At 60.2% G+C, this 18,697-nt stretch carries 14 protein-coding genes and 1 tRNA gene; 6 read left to right on the forward strand and 9 right to left on the reverse strand.

The window, feature by feature from the left end; genetic code table 11:
• Positions 1-3: 3 nt before the first annotated feature.
• Positions 4-930: a formate dehydrogenase accessory protein FdhE gene (gene fdhE / locus ACM1ZW_RS24620; RefSeq protein ID WP_416739550.1), complete on the forward strand. Its 927-nt coding sequence runs from the start codon at positions 4-6 to the stop codon at positions 928-930.
• Between the two features lie 228 nt (positions 931-1,158).
• Here the strand turns inward: fdhE and ACM1ZW_RS24625 are convergent, their stop codons facing one another.
• Positions 1,159-2,109, reverse strand: a complete 951-nt coding sequence (locus ACM1ZW_RS24625) for an IS481 family transposase (RefSeq protein ID WP_080995117.1) — start codon at positions 2,107-2,109, stop codon at positions 1,159-1,161.
• 370 nt (positions 2,110-2,479) lie between these two features.
• Between ACM1ZW_RS24625 and selA the strand changes: the two genes are divergently transcribed.
• From selA to ACM1ZW_RS24640, 3 genes are all read left to right on the forward strand, one after another.
• Positions 2,480-3,901: an L-seryl-tRNA(Sec) selenium transferase gene (selA, locus tag ACM1ZW_RS24630; protein WP_017338791.1), complete on the forward strand. Its 1,422-nt coding sequence runs from the start codon at positions 2,480-2,482 to the stop codon at positions 3,899-3,901.
• Entirely contained in the window at positions 3,898-5,805 is a 1,908-nt protein-coding gene (selB, locus tag ACM1ZW_RS24635; protein ID WP_416740838.1) for a selenocysteine-specific translation elongation factor, read from the forward strand. Before selA ends, selB begins: the two co-directional genes overlap by 4 nt.
• Positions 5,806-5,811: 6 nt before the next feature.
• A tRNA-Sec gene (locus tag ACM1ZW_RS24640) sits at positions 5,812-5,907 on the forward strand.
• Positions 5,908-5,915: 8 nt separating this feature from the next.
• Here the strand turns inward: ACM1ZW_RS24640 and ACM1ZW_RS24645 are convergent.
• From ACM1ZW_RS24645 to phbB, 5 genes are all read right to left on the reverse strand, one after another.
• The gene (locus ACM1ZW_RS24645; protein ID WP_414880475.1) at positions 5,916-7,238 is read right to left on the reverse strand and encodes an OprD family porin; all 1,323 of its coding nucleotides are present in this window, start codon (positions 7,236-7,238) and stop codon (positions 5,916-5,918) included.
• Positions 7,239-7,303: 65 nt separating this feature from the next.
• On the reverse strand, positions 7,304-7,957 hold the full coding sequence (locus ACM1ZW_RS24650; RefSeq protein WP_017338794.1) for a hydrolase: 654 nt from the start codon (positions 7,955-7,957) through the stop codon (positions 7,304-7,306).
• A 147-nt stretch (positions 7,958-8,104) separates the two neighbouring features.
• On the reverse strand, positions 8,105-9,808 hold the full coding sequence (phaC, locus tag ACM1ZW_RS24655) for a class I poly(R)-hydroxyalkanoic acid synthase (RefSeq protein WP_416739551.1): 1,704 nt from the start codon (positions 9,806-9,808) through the stop codon (positions 8,105-8,107).
• Between the two features lie 99 nt (positions 9,809-9,907).
• Positions 9,908-11,086 carry an acetyl-CoA C-acetyltransferase gene (locus tag ACM1ZW_RS24660; RefSeq protein WP_416739552.1) on the reverse strand — a complete coding sequence of 393 codons (1,179 nt, stop codon included), beginning with the start codon at positions 11,084-11,086 and terminating at the stop codon, positions 9,908-9,910.
• A gap of 57 nt (positions 11,087-11,143) precedes the next feature.
• A complete protein-coding gene (gene phbB / locus ACM1ZW_RS24665; protein WP_416739553.1) occupies positions 11,144-11,890 on the reverse strand; it encodes an acetoacetyl-CoA reductase in 747 nt (248 codons plus the stop codon).
• Between the two features lie 281 nt (positions 11,891-12,171).
• Here phbB and ACM1ZW_RS24670 point away from each other — a divergent pair, with 281 nt between their 5' ends.
• A complete protein-coding gene (locus ACM1ZW_RS24670; RefSeq protein ID WP_416739554.1) occupies positions 12,172-13,209 on the forward strand; it encodes an AraC family transcriptional regulator in 1,038 nt (345 codons plus the stop codon).
• A 145-nt stretch (positions 13,210-13,354) separates the two neighbouring features.
• On the opposite strand, the gene ACM1ZW_RS24675 is transcribed toward ACM1ZW_RS24670, so the two are convergent.
• Entirely contained in the window at positions 13,355-15,739 is a 2,385-nt protein-coding gene (locus ACM1ZW_RS24675) for a DUF3141 domain-containing protein (RefSeq protein WP_416739555.1), read from the reverse strand.
• Positions 15,740-15,981: 242 nt separating this feature from the next.
• On the opposite strand from ACM1ZW_RS24675, the gene phaP reads away from it, so the two are divergent.
• Positions 15,982-16,551 (forward strand): TIGR01841 family phasin, encoded by a 570-nt coding sequence (gene phaP, locus ACM1ZW_RS24680; RefSeq protein ID WP_017338800.1) that lies wholly within the window; start codon positions 15,982-15,984, stop codon positions 16,549-16,551.
• Between the two features lie 38 nt (positions 16,552-16,589).
• On the opposite strand, the gene phaR is transcribed toward phaP, so the two are convergent.
• A complete protein-coding gene (gene phaR, locus ACM1ZW_RS24685) occupies positions 16,590-17,111 on the reverse strand; it encodes a polyhydroxyalkanoate synthesis repressor PhaR (protein ID WP_017338801.1) in 522 nt (173 codons plus the stop codon).
• A 276-nt stretch (positions 17,112-17,387) separates the two neighbouring features.
• Complete coding sequence (locus tag ACM1ZW_RS24690; RefSeq protein WP_414880468.1) at positions 17,388-18,656, reverse strand: OprD family porin; 1,269 nt, start codon at positions 18,654-18,656, stop codon at positions 17,388-17,390.
• Positions 18,657-18,697: the final 41 nt, after the last annotated feature.

The following is an 18,697-nucleotide window of genomic DNA, read 5'->3' on the forward strand; positions in this document are numbered from 1 at the left end:
CCCTTGGCGACAATTCTTCAGCCTGGCGAGATTGAAGCGGCGGCGAGTTCTCCGCCGTTCCTGCACTTGCCGCCGAACAACCTGTTCGCGTTGCGAGCACAGCGACTGGAACGGTTGGCTGAGGGGCATCCTTTGGCCGATTACCTGCTTCTGGTGGCTGGCCTGTGTGGTGTTCAGCAGCAGTTGATGGACGATCCCCCCGTCGCTACGTTGCCGGACCCCGAACGTCTGCGGGTTTGCCAGCAGCATGGCTTGCCGCCGTTCGCTGCCGACGGTCTGGTGCGCGAGGACGATTGGTTGCCTTGGCTGCATGCGCTGTTGCAGCGTTATCGGCCACCGTCGCAAATGGAAGTCGAGAGCACGATAACCCGTTTGCGAAATGCCAGCGTCGGCCAACTCAAAGCCTGGGCAATTGCTTTGGTCAGCGGCCAGTTTGCGTTGCTGCCGGCGGAGTTGGTGCCATTTCTGGGCGCCGCGTTGCAGGCCGCCTGGAGCCATTGGTTGCTCAGCACGCCTGATCTGGCCTTGAAACCCGGCGACAGTCTCAGCCAGTGTCCGGCCTGCGGTTCTCCGGCGATGGCCGGGGTGATTCGGCATCGCGGCAAGCACAACGGCTTGCGCTATCTGGTGTGTTCGCTGTGTGCCTGTGAATGGCATGTGGTGCGGGTCAAATGCGTGTATTGCGAGCAGAGCAAGGGTCTGGAATATGTCAGTCTTGATGATGATCGCCATGCTGCCAATCAGGCGCCGTTGCGCGCCGAGGTTTGTCCCGGTTGTCGCAGTTATCTGAAATTGTTGTATCTGGAAAATGATGCTGAAGCTGAAGCGCTGTCGGGGGATTTGACCAGTCTGATGCTGGACATGCGCCTGGAGCAGGAAGGGTATCAGCGGGTGGCGCCGAATCTTTTGTTTGCGCCTGGGGGGGATTGAAGCTTTCTTGCTGGGGCCTCTCGGCGACATCTCCATTTCTTCGGTAACGGCCGCCTATGGTTCCGCTCTTACAGCGGGTTACTTGGAAAAGCGCCAACTAACCAAGCGCTATTGCCCCGTTCGTTCGGAACCCGATCTCCTGTGGGAGCTAGCCTGCTAGCGATGATCGTTAACGATAAAGCGGGCGATCTGAATCAACGCGGTGTCTGGACGTCCATCGCTAGCAGGCTAGCTGTGTAAACCCACCACGTTGTTCACGGATGCTATTCGGCTAATTGGTGGCAAATAACTCAGGCTGGCATGCGGGCGATGCCAGTTGTACTCGTGCAACCACGACGTCAGGTAGGTCGCACGTTGGTCTGAGCTTTCGTAACTTCTGGCGTAGGCCCATTCGCGCAGAGCGGTTTGGATAAATCGCTCTGCCTTGCCATTCGTTCGTGGTGTGTAAGGTTTGGTATAGATGTGTTTAAGCCCCAGCCGTCGACATAGACGCTTGAAACGTCCGGACTTGTAGCAAGGGCCGTTATCGGTCATTACCCGCTCGAAGCAAACGCCAAGGCTTGCGTAGTAGCGCAGGGCCCGGATCAGCGCGAGGCAGGCGCTACGCCCACTTTGGTCTGCGTACAAACCGCTGTGTGCCACTCGACTGTTATCGTCGATGGCAACATGGGCGTATTCCCAACCGACATGGTAAGAGCGGCCTTTTAGGCGGTCTCGTGTCACTCGATGACCTGGTTTGTTAAAACGCCCCAGCTTCTTGATGTCCAGGTGAAGCAGACCTCCGGGCTGAGAATATTCGTAGCGAATCACTGGCGGTGGCGGCTCCAGGTATGCCAAACGGTTGAGGCCGTTACGGCTCAATAACCTGCCCACAGTGCTGTGTCCCACCTTCAAGTCCTGGCTGATTTGGCGATAGGTTTTTCGCTGGCGACGTAGCTCAAGCACTTGTTCCTGGCGCATCTCAGGAAGCGCATGCGGACAGAACTTGGGCCGGGACGAACGATCCTGCAGTCCTTCCTCGCCTTCAGCACGATAGCGATTAAGCCACTTGTAGGCAGTGCGAACACTGACTCCTTGAGACTGAGCTACCTCAACAGGTCTCAGGCCTTCCTTAAGGATTCGTTGAACAAGAAGGGCTCGACCGGAAACGGTTAATCGGGCATTTTTATGAGCGTTCACTCGGGGCCTCCGGGTGCTTGGTTTGGTTCGCACCTCCAATTTCCCGGAAAAGCCCCGAGTGAACAACCTACAGAGAGATCACAGCTAGCTCCCACAGGGGATTGTTGGCGGGCATGACACGGGTGTTTCCCACCAATGATCCTGACAAACTTCAGGCCGGCTATCAGGCCGCCTCGCTTTTGCTTTTGATCTTGATCTGCCCCGTCGGAAGGCCGAGCGCAGGTTCTGCGCTCAGTCCAAAAAAAAGGTCGGCTGTCAGGTCGCCATCGTACGAGCGCCAGGCATACGCAAATTCATTGCGGGAGCGAGCCCGCTCGCAAAGAGTCCCAGCGACTACACTCAGGCGGTCAGCCGTTTACGGGAGCCCCTGATGCCCTCCAGATCCGCCAACCCGGCCTTGCGATTGCCTTCCATCGACAGTTTGCTGCGCCATCCGGCATGCCAGCCACTGTCCGAGCGCTATGGGCGCGAAGCGCTGCTGGGCAGTTTACGGCAACTGCTGGATGACCTGCGTGAACCGGTCATTTCAGGGCAACTCGACGCCATCGAAATCACCCCCGACACGTTGGCGGGCAGGGCTGGCGAACGCCTTGCCCGGCAGCATCGCAGCCATGTCCGTCGCGTATTCAATCTCACCGGCACCGTGTTGCACACCAACCTCGGTCGCGCGTTACTGCCGCAGGAAGCGATTGACGCGGTGCAGATGGCCGCCCGCTATCCGCTCAACCTGGAATTCGACCTGCACAGCGGCAAGCGCGGCGACCGCGACGACCTGATCGAAGGCCTGATCCGCGAACTGACCGGTGCCGAAGCGGTCACCGTGGTCAACAATAACGCCGCCGCCGTGCTGCTGACGCTCAACAGCCTGGGCGCGCGCAAGGAAGGGATCATTTCCCGGGGCGAACTGATCGAAATCGGCGGTGCGTTCCGCATTCCCGACATCATGGCCCGGGCCGGGGTGAAGCTGCATGAAGTCGGCACCACCAATCGCACCCACGCCAAGGATTACGAAGCCGCCATCGGCCCGCGCAGTGGATTGGTGATGCGCGTGCATGCCAGCAACTACAGCATTCAAGGCTTCACCACGAGCGTGCCAACTGCCGAATTGGCGGAGCTGGCGCACAAACACGGTTTGCCGCTGCTCGAAGACCTCGGCAGCGGCAGCCTGCTGGACTTGACTCGCTGGGGCTTGCCCGCCGAACCGACGGTGCGCCAGGCACTGCTCGACGGTGCAGACATTGTTACCTTCAGCGGCGACAAACTGCTCGGTGGCCCGCAGGCCGGGCTGATCGTGGGTCGCAAAGACCTGATCGCGAAGATCAAGAAGAACCCCCTGAAAAGGGCGTTGCGCGTCGACAAACTGACCCTGGCCGCCCTCGAAGCCGTGCTGGGGCTTTACCGCGATCCGGATCGCCTGGCGGAACGCCTGCCGAGTTTGCGTCTACTCATCCGCCCGCAGACAGACATCTTCGCCCAGGCCGAGCGCCTGCAACCATCGCTGGCCAGGGTGTTGGGCGAGGGCTGGCGCGTCAGCGCAGTGCCATCGCTGGGCATGATCGGCAGTGGCAGCCAACCCGTGGCGCGCCTGCCGAGCGCGGCACTGTGCCTGCGACCGGAGGTCAGCAAGCGCCTGCGCGGTCGACGGTTGCTTGAGCTGGAGGCTGCCTTCAGAAAGCTGGCCATTCCCGTGCTCGGTCGCCTCGATGATGACGCGCTGTGGCTGGATCTGCGGCAACTGGACGACGAGCCGGCATGGCTGGCGCAGCTCGATCAACTGCAGGTGACCGGGTGATCGTCGGCACCGCAGGGCATATCGATCACGGCAAGACGTCCTTGCTGCAGGCCTTGACCGGTCAGGCGGGCGACCGTCGCCGGGAAGAGCGTGACCGAGGCATGACCATCGACCTCGGTTATCTGTATTCGGCGCTCGAACCCGGCGCGGCCCTGACCGGTTTTATCGACGTGCCCGGTCATGAACGCTTCACCCACAACATGCTGGCTGGAGCGCAAGGCATTGATCTGGCGCTGCTGGTGGTGGCCGCCGATGACGGCGTCATGCCCCAGACCCGGGAACACCTGGCCATCGTCGAACTGTTGGGCATTCCCCGGGCGCTGATTGCGATCACCAAATGCGACCGGGTCGATACTTTTAGAGTGCAGGCCGTGCGCGAACAGATCGCCGCTTTGCTCGCGCCCGGACCTTATGCCGGCGCACCACAGATTGCGCTGTCGAACACGACTGGCGAGGGTATCGAAACGCTGCGCCAGGCCTTGCTGGATGCGCAAAAAGAAGTGCTCCTGCGCAGTACCCACGGCGGATTTCGCCTGGCAATTGATCGGGCTTTCAGCGTCGCTGGTGCGGGAATTGTGGTGACCGGCACGGCGTTGTCCGGGCAGGTGGCGGTCGGCGACACACTATCGCTCGGTCCACAGGGCAAACCGGTGCGGGTGCGTGGCCTGCATGCGCAGAATCAGGCAGCCGACAGCGCCACGGCGGGCCAGCGAGTGGCGTTGAACCTGAGCGCCGAGCGCCTGTCACTGGAGCAGATTCACCGAGGGCACTGGCTGCTGGCCGAGTGGCTGTATGCGCCGACCCAGCGGCTGGACATCGACCTGCATCTGTTGATCAGCGAAGCCAGGACGTTCGAACATTTTCAGCCTGTGCACGTGCACCTCGGGACTCAGGACGTAACGGGGCGAGTGGCGTTACTGGAGGGTTCCAGCCTGGCGCCGGGTGAGCGCATGTTCGCGCAACTCCTGCTCAATGCCCCCGTGCAGGCGGTGCACGACGACCCTTTGATCCTGCGTGACCAAAGCGCTCAGCGCACCCTCGGCGGTGGCCGGGTGCTGGACCCGTTCGCGCCATCGCGACAGCGCCGAAGCCCAGAGCGACTGGCGCAATTGCAGGCGCTGGCCTCGACGACACATCTGGAAGAGGTCTTGCCGGCGTTGCTGGCCAACAGCGACACCGGGCTAGACCCGCAGCGTCTGGAACGTCAGTTCAACCGCCCGCGCAGCACCTGGCATTTACCCGAGGATGTCCGCCTGATCGATACGCGCCAGGGACAACTGTTGTTCCGCACACTGCGCTGGGAAACGCAAAAAGCATTGCTGCTGGAACATCTGGCGCGCTTTCATCAACTGGAACCGGATCAAATGGGCCCGGACCGGGATCGCCTGCGCCGGTTCGCCGGCACGGCGCTGGACCGTGCGACGTTCGTCAGTCTGATCGACGAACTGCTGGCCGCTGGCACTCTCGCTGCCAGCGGACCGTGGCTGCACTTGCCCGGTCATCAAGTACGCTTGAGCGCGGAGGACGAAGCCCTGTGGCAACACTTGCAACCGTTGTTCGAACAGGCCGGATTCGATCCCCCGTGGGTGCGTGACCTGGGTTTCGATGAGGTGACGGTGCGCTTGCTGCTGCGCAAGATGGCGCGCCTGAGCCTGGTGCATCAAGTGGTCCGCGACCTGTTTTATACAGACGCAATGCTGCGTCGTATGGCGGCTATGCTCTTGCAACTGGCGGCGCAAAACGAGGTGATTCAAGTCACGGCGTTTCGCGATGCGGTGGGCCTGGGGCGCAAGCGCAGTATCCAGATTCTCGAATACTTCGACCGGCTGGGCCTGACCCGACGCTTTGGCGACAAACGTCATATCCGCCTCGACAATGCCCTGGCGCAACGAGCAGAAAACTGACTTCAAGGAAGGCAATCGCGCCCGGTGGCGCGGCCGGGCTTCAAACCCGGTTGGGGACGGCATCCGTTCCCGGGCAGGTTCGACTCCGGCTGCCTTCCGCCAATTTCCCTTCACAGATGCCCGAAGTTCAGCGGGTACTGGATGACCACGTACACCCGGTCGATGTCATCGCCTGCCTGGGCGGTGTTGGCTCGATGGGACACATGGGACAATTGCAGGGACAATCCTTTGGCCGTGCCGGACTGCACGACGTAGCGCAGGTCTATGTCGCGCTCCCAATGCCGGCCGCCATCGCCTTGTTGCGGCATGTAGTCACCGACGGACTCATCAAAAGGGTTGTAGGCGCCGCCCTTGGGCGCATGGGTGCCGTCGATCTGGCTGCCCATGACGTAACGCGTCATGAAATTCAGGCCGGGAATCCCTAAGGTGCCCAAATCGAGGTCGTAACGTGCCTGCCATGAGCGTTCATTGGCGCCGTTGAAGTCGGCGTACTTGATCGAGTTGGCCAGGTAGATCGAATCGCCGCCGACAAAATCGAATGGCGTGTCGCCCGTGATTTTTTGATACGCCAGCGTGAAGGCATGTGCAGCGACGGTGTACTTGCCCGAGAGACTGAACGCGGTGTTATCGATGGCGCCGGCCAGCGCTTTGCCGGTGTCCTGCGTATGGTAGAGATTGGCGTCGAGGAATACCCCGGGCTGCTTCAGGTGCAGGTTGGCGTAATACTGACGCCAGGTGTCGCTGAGTTCGGAGGCGTAAAGCGCACCGCCGACGGGGCGTTGGGTGAACAGGTCGGTGCCGAGAAATGTAATGCCGCCAGCCTCTGTGTTGGCGCCATAGCCATAGAAGTCGCCTTTGCCCGACGAACTGTCCTGGTTCTTGAACGCCGTGAAATGACCGGCCACCAGATTCAGGTCGTCGATTTCGCGGCTGTTCAGCAGCAAGCCTGTGGCGTACTCCGGTTGCAGGCGTTTGTCCGCGGTGTCGAATACCGGGGTTTCGACCATCATTTCACCGAAGGCCAAGGTGGTTCGGGAGGCTCTGATTTTCAGCGCGCCACCGCCACTGGAGTAGTTGCCTTCGCTACGACCGTCATCATTTACGGGCAGCAATCCGGTCCCGGAATGCCCCTTGCCGCCATCCAGTTTCAATCCCACAAAGGCATGAGCATCCAGGCCAAACCCAAGCGTACCGGGTGTGAAACCGGATTCAAAAGCGCCGATAAAGCCTTGAGCCCATTCCGCTTTATAGCTTTTGCCTGTCGGCGAAGGGGATCGGTAATCGCTATTGAGGTAAAAGTTGCGGCTGAGCACGTCAAGCGTCGCGCCGTCCAGAAACCCTTGTGCGGGTTCATCAGCCAGGGCTGTTCCGGCGAACAGCATCGATAACCAGAAGGGCAACCCGGCGCGAAGATCTTGCTTGCGAAACTTCATCGTCAATGACCACGCACCAGCGACTGCGGAATGTCCACAGTCGCTTGCTATTAAAAGGAAACCGCTTAGTGGCCTTCCGAAGCCCCGAACATGGTCTTGGCGTAAATCAGCCCCAGACCGTAGGAACCACCGTTGGCAATCGAGGTTTTTACGGTTTCGTCATAGGTCTCGGTACGTGCCCAGTCGCGCTGCAGTTCAAGCAGGTATTGCAGCGAGGTCATCGGCCGCGCGCCGATCTGGATCATGCGCTGCATGGCCATTTCATGAGCTTCGGTGCTGACGTCGCCACAGGCATCGGCAATCACATAGACCTCGAAACCCTGGTCGATGGCCGACAGCGCCGGGCCGACGATGCACACGGAGGTCCACAGGCCGGCGAGGACGATTTTCTGTTTGCCGATCTTGTTGACTTCGACGGCGATGCGTTCGTCTTCCCAGGTGTTCATGCTGGTACGGTCGATGACGTTGTGTTCCGGGAATACCGATTTGATTTCGTCGAAGATCGGGCCTGAGAAGCTCTTCTCGGCAACCGTGGTGAGGATGGTCGAGACCTTGAAGCCACGTGCAGCCTTGGCCACCAGCGCGGCGTTGTTGCGCAGGGTCACGGCGTCGATCGACTTGGTCGCAAAGGACATCTGCGACTGGTGGTCGATCATGATCAGTGTGTGGTCGGTCGGGGTCAGCAGGGTTTTGCCGGGAACTGCTTTTGCGATAGCCATGGCGAGGTCCTTACGGGTGAGTGAGGAGGCCATGGTTGCGTAAATTCATTCGGGGATATTGAACCGGTGTGCTGTGTTTTGACTTTCTTGCGGGGCGGGATCACCGCGCCGCCCCGCGCAATAAAAGCTATCGCACGGGACAGTCCATCATTGCTTCACGTACCGACCGGGGGCCGATTCAAGTGCAGGATACTGCGCATTGCCGCTGTGCGGCGCCGAAGGCTGGCGTTCGCCGCCGTGTTCGGCGAGCCAGGCGAACCAGTCGCTCCACCAGCTGCCGGGATGTTGCTCGGCATTCTTGAACCAGGTATCGGGGTTTTTCGTGACCCGGTTATTGGTCCAGTAATGGCGCTTCTCCTTGGCGGGCGGGTTGATGACCCCGGCAATATGCCCCGAAGCACCCAGCACGAAGCGCTTGGTGCCGGACAGCAGTTCGGTGCTGGCGTAGGCGCTTCGCCAAGGCACGATGTGATCGTCATGGGTAGCGAGGATGTACGCCGGCGCGTCGATGGCGCGCAGATCGAGCCTGGCGCCGCAGCAGTCCAGCTCGCCGGATTTCAGATCGTTCTGCAAATAGGTGTGGCGCAAATACCAGCAATACATCGGGCCGGGAAGGTTGGTGCTGTCGTTGTTCCAGAACAGCAAATCGAGAGGGATCGGCTTCTGGCCCTTGAGGTACTTGTCGACGTTGTAGTTCCACCACAAATCATTGGGGCGCAACAGCGAGAAGGTGTTGCCCATGTCCTCGCCCTTGAACAGGCCGATGGGGCCGTCAACGCCACCGATGGTGCGCTCGCGGTAAGCCACCAGTTGCTCGTCGACGAAGATGTCGATAGGGCCGGTGTCGAGGTAGTCCAGGAACGTGGTCAACAGGCTCACGCTGCCGATTTCGCGATCACCGCGGGCCGCCAGCACCGCCAGCGCGGTGCTCAGCAGCGTGCCGCCGATGCAGAAACCGACGCAATTGGGCCGTTGCTCGCCGCTGATTTCACGGGTCACTTGCAGGCCTTTGATGATGCCGGTTTCGATCAGGTCGTCCCACGTGGTGCCTGCATGTGCCTTATCGAAGTTGCGCCATGACATCAGAAACACTGGATGACCTTGTTGCAACAGGTGGCGAACCATCGAGTTGTCCGGGCGCAGGTCAAGGATGTAGTACTTGTTGATCGACGGCGGGACGATGAATACCGGTCGCCGGTATTGGGTGTCGCTTTGCGGGTAGTACTGAATCAACTGGAAGAGGTCGTTCTCGAATACCACTTCGCCGGGCGTGCTGGCCAGGTCGACGCCGACCTTGAAGGCGCCGCTGTCGCACTGGCGCATCTTGCCTTCCTGCAGGTCGCTGGCCAGGTGCAACAGGCCCGTGAGCAGGCTGGCGCCTTGAGTGTCCGCGGCCCGCTGCAGGGCATCGGGATTGCTCACCAGAAAATTGCTCGGCGCACCCGCGGCGATGGCTTGCTCTACGAGGTACAGCAGGCGCTGGCGGGGTTTCTTGTCTTTGATCGGAAGTTTGTCGAGCAGTTTGAGCAGGAACCCGGCGTTCAGCAGGTAAAACGCGGCGAGGGAGCCGAACAGCGGCTCGCGCCAGTTGCCACTGGCAAAACGTCGATCCTCAAAGGTGAAGGGCTGGCCGCTCATCAGGCGGTGCCCGAGGTCCGCCCATTGCAGCTGATAGTCCGACTGGAGGCTGTCCAGGGTGTCGCGCGGCAAGTCGAACCACTCGTTGTATTCCTGCCCGGTAAACCACGGATTGGTGCTGACCCATAAACGTAATTGTTGCACTGCAAAGGAGGCAATGAACGGTACCTGGCCGGACCAGAAGGTATTGAAGGTGTGCGCGTTATTGTCCATGGAACTCCTTGCCCACATCAGTAAACCGGGCAGAAAAAAACCGCGGTGCCGGAATTCGGCACCGCGTCAGCAGTCAAGCAAGCAGTCCTGTGTTTCTTCTTATCGTTCGATGACCAGACTGACGCCTTGGCCGCCGCCAATGCACAACGTGGCCAGGCCCTTTTTGCCGTCACGGCGAATCAGTTCGTGCACCAGCGACACCAGAATCCGCGCGCCCGACGCGCCGATCGGATGGCCCAGTGCAATCGCGCCACCGTTGACGTTGACCTTGCGGGTGTCCCAGCCCAGTTCCTTGCCAACTGCCAGTGATTGCGCGGCGAACGCTTCGTTGGCTTCGATCAGGTCGAGGTCGTCCAGGCTCCAGCCGGCTTTCTCCAGCACCAGACGGGTGGCCGGAACCGGGCCGATGCCCATGATCGACGGGTCGACGCCTGCGCTGGCGTAAGCCTTGATGCGTGCCAGCACCGGCAAGCCGAGGGCCTGGGCCGTGGTGGCGCTGGCCAGCAGCAACACGGCGGCGCCATCGTTGAGGGTCGACGAGTTACCGGCGGTCACGCTGCCGTCTTTCTGGAACGCCGGTTTCAGATTGCTCAAGGCTTGCAGCGTGCTGCCCGGGCGCGGTTGTTCATCCGTATCGAACACCAGCGGATCGCCCTTGCGCTGAGGGATCAGGATCGGCGTGATTTCACGCTTGAAGTAGCCTGCTTCGACGGCGGCAGCCGCTTTCTGTTGCGAGGCGGCGGCGAAGGCGTCCTGGTCTTCGCGGGTGAGGCTGTACCGCGTGGCCAGATTTTCAGCGGTGATGCCCATGTGGTAGTCGTTGAAAACGTCCCACAAACCGTCCTGAATCACGCTGTCTTGCAATTGCGCATGACCCAGACGCAGCCCGGTGCGTGCCTTGGGCAGCACATAGGGCGCCAGGCTCATGTTTTCCTGGCCGCCGGCAATCACCAGTTCGGCGTCGCCGCAACGGATCGCTTGAACAGCCAGTTGCACGGCCTTGAGGCCCGAGCCGCAGACCTTGTTCAGGGTCAGGGCCGGGGTAGTAAAGGGCAGGCCGGCCTTGATCGCCGTCTGGCGTGCCGGGTTTTGTCCCGAGCCTGCGGTGAGGACCTGGCCGAGGATCACTTCATCGATCTGCGCGCCGTCCAGACCGGTTTCTTCCAGCAGACGGCGAATCACTGTGGCACCCAGCTCGGTGGCTGGAATCGCGGACAAGGCACCCTGAAAACTGCCAATGGCGGTACGAGTAGCGGCAACGATTACGACTTCGTTCATGCATGACCTCATTAAAATTTTGTCCTGCGGGAGCAGGGCGTCCGTGCCCTGATCGGTCTACTGCATGTTCATGCCGCCGTTCACCGAGAAGTCGGCGCCGGTGCTGTAGCCCGATTCATCGGAAGCCAGCCAGGCCACGATCGAAGCGATTTCTTCGGGTTGGCCGAGGCGCCCGACCGGGGTGGCCGCAATCATGGTGTCGAGGATGTCCGGGCGGATGGCGGCGGTCATGCTGGTCTGGATGTAACCCGGCGAGACGGTGTTGACGGTGACGCCCTTGCCGGACACTTCCCGCGCCAGTGCCATGGTGAAACCGTGGATGCCGGCTTTGGCCGCGCTGTAATTGGTCTGGCCGAACTGGCCGCGTTGACCGTTGATCGAAGAAATGTTGATGACCCGTCCCCAGCCCTTGGTCAGCATGCCTTCGATCACCTGTTTGGTGGTGTTGAACAGGCCGCTGAGGTTGGTGCCGATCACCGCGTTCCAGTCTTCGGGGGTCAGTTTGCGAAAGGACGCATCGCGGGTAATGCCGGCGTTGTTGACCAGCACGTCCACCGCTCCGAATTGTTCGTGGGCCGTCTCGAAAGCCTTGCGCGTCGACTCCCAGTCGGTGATGTCGCCGTAGATGCACTCGAACTGGTAACCCGCTGCCAGCTGGGTGGCAATCCAGTCGTTCTTGCGGGCGGAATCGGCGCTGCAACCGACGATGACCTTGAATCCTTCCTTGTACAGGCGCTGGCTTATGGCCGTGCCAATCCCACCCATACCACCCGTGACCAACGCAATACGACCAAGCGACTTCATAAGCTCCAATCCTTTTTTGTTTTTGCGCTGCAAGATGGGCGATTGTTCGGTATTGGCAGGGGATGCGGAAGTGTTGGGAGGTGACGGTGTGGTGTCCAACGGTGCCATGCGCGGTTTGGCGACTCCGATGCGACGAATGGCCTGAAACAGTGGCTAAAGGTGAGGACTACCTATACTGGGATCAATATTGGCAACGACATCACCCGTTAGAATTTTGATTCATCGCAGATCAGTCATGGCTCCGGACAGGATGTCCGGCTCCACAGGTCATTGAGGACGCCATGTATAAAATGAGTTCAGGCTATGCCAGCGTGCTGGTAAATACGCTCTCGGCTCAAGGACTGGATGTTGCCAGTCTGTGTCGGGAGGCTGGACTAGACATTGATCTCGCCAATAAACCCGGAGCGTTTTGCGAGCGAAAGGCCATCTATCGACTCTGGGAACTGGCCACTGAGGCCTCGGGCGATCCGGACATTGGCCTACGGGCCTATGGCAGTTTCCACCCCGGCAGCTTTCAGATCGTGGGCTACACCATGATGTCCAGCCTGAATCTGAAAAAAGCCCTTGAACGCCTGGTCCGTTTCAGTCCGTTGATTGGCACCGGGTTCAGCCTTTTCTTTACTTCGGAACAGCAACATTACCGTCTGTCCGGGCTCGACCATCAACAGCAGGGGTCGGTCAAGCCGCGGCAATACACCGATGCCGGGCTGGCATCATTGCTGGGTTTCTGTCGCAAGCTGTCGGGCGGCAACGCACCGCAACCCTTGAGCGTTGAGTTCACTTATCCCGAGCCCGAAGACATCTCCGAGCATCAGCGGCTGTTTGGCTGCAATCTGCAGTTCGACGCGGCTTACGACAGCATTTTGTTTGACCGGGAGGAGCTGATGCGGCCTTTGAGCATGGCCAACGAAGCGTTGGCGGTGCTGCATGACAGCTTCGCCGAGGCGCAGCTGGACCTGCTGTTCGGTTTTTGCATTGTCGGCCGGATTCGCGCGCTGATTACCGAGCGCTTGAGTCAGGGGCAGGGGCAGTGCGACATGGAATCGATCGCGGCGGCGTTGAACATCAGCAAACGAACACTGCAACGTGCGCTGGAAAAGGAAGGGACACAATTCAGGGACGTGCTGAACGCGGTGCGTCGACAACTGGCGGATTTCTACCTGCGTCATTCTCACTTCAACATGAAGCATGTCGCGTATCTCCTTGGTTTTCATGATCACAGCAGCTTCAACAAAGCCTGCAGCCGCTGGTTTGGCATGACGCCGGGGCAGTACCGGTCCGATGAATCGTTTGAGATCGAGGAAGCCGCGCCGGTGTGACTTTCCCTGCGGGAGCGGGGTTGTGTGGCGAGGGAGCTTGCTCCCGCTCGGCTGCGAAGCAGTCGCAAGGATTTTGGGGCCGCTTCGCGACCCAGCGGGAGCAAGCTCCCTCGCCACACACAGGCCCGCTCCCACAGGTTGCTCATCAGGGTGCGGGAGGTTTCTTCGCGCCTTTTTTGCCCTTTGCGGGTTTGTGCGTTTTTGCCGGCGTTACTGGCGCGATCGGTTCAGGGCTAACCACTGGAACCGGATCGGCTTCGTCGGGTGAGCGGGTCAGGCTGAACCCCGGCAGCGGCACATCGAGCAGCGTGTGCAGCTCGCACCAGAACGGGTTGTCCGCACCGTTGGTCTGCAGTTCCGGCAGCAAATTGGCGACAGCCGCCAGCACTTGTTGGCGTTCTTCGACCGCACCCAGCATCAGGGGCAGGCTGTCCAGGCTTTCCTGAGGGTGGGTGGCAACCAGCAGTTTTTGCAGACGAAGGGTTTCACGCAGGTCCAGCGGCTCGGCGCTGTAGTCCTGCAGCAGCACTTGCAGTTGCAGGATCAGTTTCTCGACGCTTTGCTTGCCCGGTTCATCGCCGTCGCGGCCCAACAGGAACAGGATCCGGATCAAGGCTTCCATCAAACCACCAAGGGGCAGGGCGTCCTGAAGGCGTTCGGTCAGGGCTTTATCATGCTGCCTGGCATGCGCCTGGAGATCTCGCCCCGGGGTATTGCCGGCGAGGCTATTGAGGACGCCATACACGCCATAAAAACTCATCTCCTGAGCGGCATCACGCAGGTCCCGATAGCCGTTCAAGGCGTCCTGTATCTGGTTGGAAAACAGTTCCTGCCAGGCCAGCAACGGATTGGACGGGCTGGCGGGATGTCGATCCTTGTTCACTTGAGCGGCACTGCCCGCCAGCCACCAGAGCGCCGGGTTCAAACTGTTCCACATCACCTGTTGCTGGTGAAACGGGTGGGCCTTGCGCATCAGTTCGGCGGTCGGCTCGTTGATCAACTGACGCAACCACGGCCGTACAAATCCGTCATAAAGCGTGTTGTTGAAATCAGAGGCACGTTCGACCAGTGCGAACTCGCGATCGTCGTCGCGGGGCGGCTGCACTTTACCGTGGATGTCGGCGATACGCCTTCGCTCGAAACGCACGGCGTACGGCGTATCCGAGTTTTCCGGCAGGTCATCGATGAGCATTTCATAGAGTCCGCCCGGCAACTCATTGATCGCGTCGACCGCGCCCAGCAACTCACGGTGTTCACGCCGCGCCACTTCACCCGACACGAAGATGCCCAGGTGACCGATGCTCGCGTGCCGCAGGTAAACGATTGTGCGACCGGCATTTTGCAGGGCGAGATCGCTGGGATAGACGTCGGTGATCCAGTCCAGCGCCTGTTGTGGCGATGTGATGTTGTCGCCATAGGAGCAGAACACTACCACCGGCACTTCGATGCGTTTGAGGTCGAGCCCGCTGCTCTTGCGCCCGAGGCCGCCGGACAGCTGATTGCCGATGAATAGGTCGTCGACAATCATTTCGATCTCTTCGCCATTGAGCAGGGTCGGGCTGCCCCACCAGCGTTCGAAGTCCAGAAAGCGCGGGGCTTCGCTGTCGACTTCGCTGAACAGGTGGTAGTACTTGCCCCACCAGGTGTTGGCCGGGTCGAGGCTTTCGAAATTGCTCACCAGCCAGGTGCCGTCGAAACGGTCATTGCCCAGGTCGCTGCCCAGGCGCGCCATCCAGCCGCCACCCAGCAAACCGCCGGTGTAGCGCATCGGATTGCGCCCGTTGACGCCGGCCCAGTACGACAAAGGTGCACCATTGACGATGATCAGTCCTGGCAGTTCCGGGCGGGTCGCCGCCAGGCCCATCAATGCCCAGCCGGCCTGGCAGTTGCCGATCACCACGGGTTTTGCGCTGGCGGGATGTCGCGCGCTGACTTCTTCGAGGAACCGCGCCTGGGCTTCAACGATGTCCGCCAGGGTCTGCCCGGGGCATGGCGAATGGCGGAACGAGATGAAGTAGGTCGGATGGCCGGCGCGCAGGCTTTCGCCGATGACTGAATCCTGCTTGAAACCGCCAATCCCCGAGCCGTGACCGCCGCGTGGGTCAATGATGATCACCGGCTGTTTTTTGCTGTCGAGCCGTTGCCCTGGCCCTGCGAGGATCTGCAGCAACGAGTAGTTGACCGGGCGAAGCAGGTCTTCGCCGGCGATCAGGGTTTCATGATCGAACTTGAGCAGCAGCGGATACCCGGCGCGTTCGTGGGCCAGGGTGTTGTCGCCACGCTGACGCAAGGTGTCCCAGAACAGCACGCTGCGTTGGCCCAGGTCGGTGAGGTATTCCTGCCAGTCAGCGGCGTTCGGCTGGGTGAGTAGCCCAAGGCTGGAAGGCGCGTAGGTTTTGGCCTGGCGCTGTTGCACGGCGTCGAGAACGTTGAGGGTGTTGAGGCGCTGGAGATGGTTCAGGTGCTCGAACAACCCGGACGGGGCTGAAAGCCCTTCATCTTGCAGCGCAATATTTTCTTCCTGACCCATCGTGAACTCCTGACGCCATGCGTGGGAATGTTGCCCTGACTAATAGAAGCCAAGCCGGCCATTCGATTTTCACGAGTGTATAGGGAATATCAGTCGAGGAAGCGAACTTTATTGTGCACTGCACAAAATAGCCATTGCCAAATGGTTTTGTGCGCTGCAATATCAATCCGGCGCGATGACTGGCAGGATCGCTATCGCGTCCTCAGGCCCATCCGGGCCTTCCCGTACCAGGAGATCCAAGCATGTCTTTTTTCAACCCGGAAAATCTGCAAACCGCTCAGAAAGCCAACCTCGACCTGCTGCAACAAATCAGCGGCAAAGTGTTCGCCAGCGTTGAACAGCTGAGCCAGCTGCAGTTCAAGGCACTGCGCGACTCCACCGAAGAACATTTCGAAGGCGTTCGCAAATTGCTCGCCGTGCGCGATGCCCAAGGCTTTGCTGACTTGCAGGCATCGTTCACCCAGCCGAGCGCGCAAAGCGAACGCCTGGCCGAGTTCAATCGTCAGGTTCAGGCGCTGATCGTGGGTACGCAGTCGGACATCGCCAAACTGACGTCGAGTCAGGTCGAGGCTGGTACCCAGCAGGTGAATGAGTTTGTTGAGTCGATCAGCAAGCATGCACCGGCCGGCTCCGAGCCTGTAGTGGCTGCATTCAAGTCGGGCCTGGCGAATGCCGGTACGGTGTTTGAAAGCGCACAGAAAGCCGTGAAACAGGCTTCCGATGTGGCTCAGAGCAATTTTGACGCCGCCACTGCCGCTGCCGCCAAAGCGGCGCCAGAAGCCAGCGCCAAGACCACCAGCGGTAACAAGTAAGTCAAATCAGGCCGGCGGCACAAGAAATGGCGATGGGTTTATTCCCCATCGCCATTTTTTTTCGGCCCGCTATCGGTGCCGGGCTTGGCGCCAAACATGCCGAACAGGTTCTGGGTATTGAGGTACAAGGCCTTGGACTGGTCGACATACTGGCGCATCAGGTCCTGCATGACCGGTGCCTGTTGGTGCATGAAGTCGCTCCACGCTTCGGACGATTGCGCGCCGGTCTGGGACTGGATGTCGATGACGGTCTGGATACTTTTGTCCAGGTAGCTGCCCAGTACACCCTGATATGGACCGTAGAACTGGATAATCCCCATCAGCATGTCGCTGGTGAATATCGGCTCACCGCCGCTTTCGGCTTCCAGAATCACTTGCAGCAGGATGCTGCGCGTCAGATCCTCGCCAGACTTGGCATCGACCACCTGAAACGCAATCTTGTCGACGACCAACTGGCGTATGTCCGCCAGGGTCAGGTGACTGCTGGTGTGGGTGTCATACAGTCGGCGATTGGGATACTTCTTGATCAGGCGGGGGGTGTTCCGACTGTTATCTGGCATGCGGGGCGTCTCGTGGCGAGCCTGGTTTTCAGGCATCTTAACCTACAATGGCTGCGGCCGCGGGATGGTGTCGGGGGAGGGATGCCAGGCTCAACATCTTCAGTGCTCCTGAAGCCGTCTTCGCGAGCAAGCCCGCTCCCACAGGGGACTTGCGAACACCGAAGATCCAATGTGTGTGCGGGCTTGCTCGCGAAGAGGCCCGCAATCACAGCGAAAATCCGAAAAAAAAAGAGGACTGCGCCGCCAAGCGAGTCCCCTTTGTGAAACCTGAATCGGTTACCAGATCGGCAACGTGTAGCTGACAATCAAACGGTTTTCATCAAGATCGCTGCCAAAATTGGTCGAGCGAACGGTCGCATTACGCCATTTCACCCCGACGTTCTTCAACGGCCCGCTTTGCACGACATACCCGATATCGGTATCACGCTCCCATTCCTTGCCTTCCGGGCGGTTGCCGCCCAGGTCGATATTGTCACCGGTGATATAGCGGGTCATGAACGTCAGGCCGGGCATTCCGAGGGCGGCAAAGTTGTAGTCGTAACGGGCCTGCCAGGATTTTTCGTCCTTGCTGGCGAAGTCGCCGATCTGCACGAAGTTCACCAGGAACGCATCGGTGCCATTGACGTAGGCATACCCGGTGTCACCACTCATGCCCTGATAACCCAGGCCGAACGCATGCCCGCCGAGGCTGTAAGTGAACATCGCACCGATGGCGTTGTTATCGACATTGCTGCCGCCATCATCGGTGGAGCGGGCGAAGCGCAGGTCGGTCTTCAACGACTGGCCGGTGGTGACCGGCAACACATAGGTCAGGTTGACCAGGTGCTGGCTGTAGAAATTGTCGAGGTGACCGTAGCTGTAGCCGGTGGCGAGGTTACTGGTCCATTTGTAGTTGAGGCTGGCGAAATCGAAGCTGTCGCTATCCAGATGGCGGCTGGTGATGCCCTTGGCGCCGGTACGGGTGATGCCCATGTCCTCGTAGTCCGAGGAGTCGCGCTGGTTGACCTGCGTCAGTCGACCGGCATCCACGCTCAGGCCTTCGATTTCCAGGGAGGTCAACTGACCGCCCTTGAAGGTTTGCGGCAACAACCGTGAATCGTTAGCCAGCACCGTCGGCAGCTTGGGCAGCAGCGTGCCGAGTTTCAGCGTGCTTTTCGAGGCGCGCACTTTGGCGGTCAGGCCCAGTTCACCGTACTCGTCCTGAGCGCCTTTGCGCGTATCGCGATGACGCTGGAGCACACCGGAACCGGCGCGATCCGGGCTGGAGTCGAGTTTGACGCCCAGCAGGCCGATCGTATCGAAACCAAACCCGATCATCCCCTCGGTAAAGCCGGATTCGTAGCGCAGCAGGAAACCCTGCGCCCATTCCTCCTGTTTCGATTGCGCCGCGTTGGCCTGACGGTAATCACGGTTGAAGTAGAAGTTACGCAGCTCGAGGCTGGCCTTGCTGTCCTTGATAAAGTCAGCAGCGGCGGGGGCCGAGAGGCTGATGACGCCACCGGCCAGCAACAGTCGGGTAGCGAGAATGCGGGTGTTGCGATCCATGTGAAGCCCCTTTGTTTTTATTATGGAATGACGGCTTGTGC

This window comes from Pseudomonas sp. NFX71 (assembly GCF_048079215.1).
Lineage (GTDB): Bacteria > Pseudomonadota > Gammaproteobacteria > Pseudomonadales > Pseudomonadaceae > Aquipseudomonas > Aquipseudomonas fluorescens_B.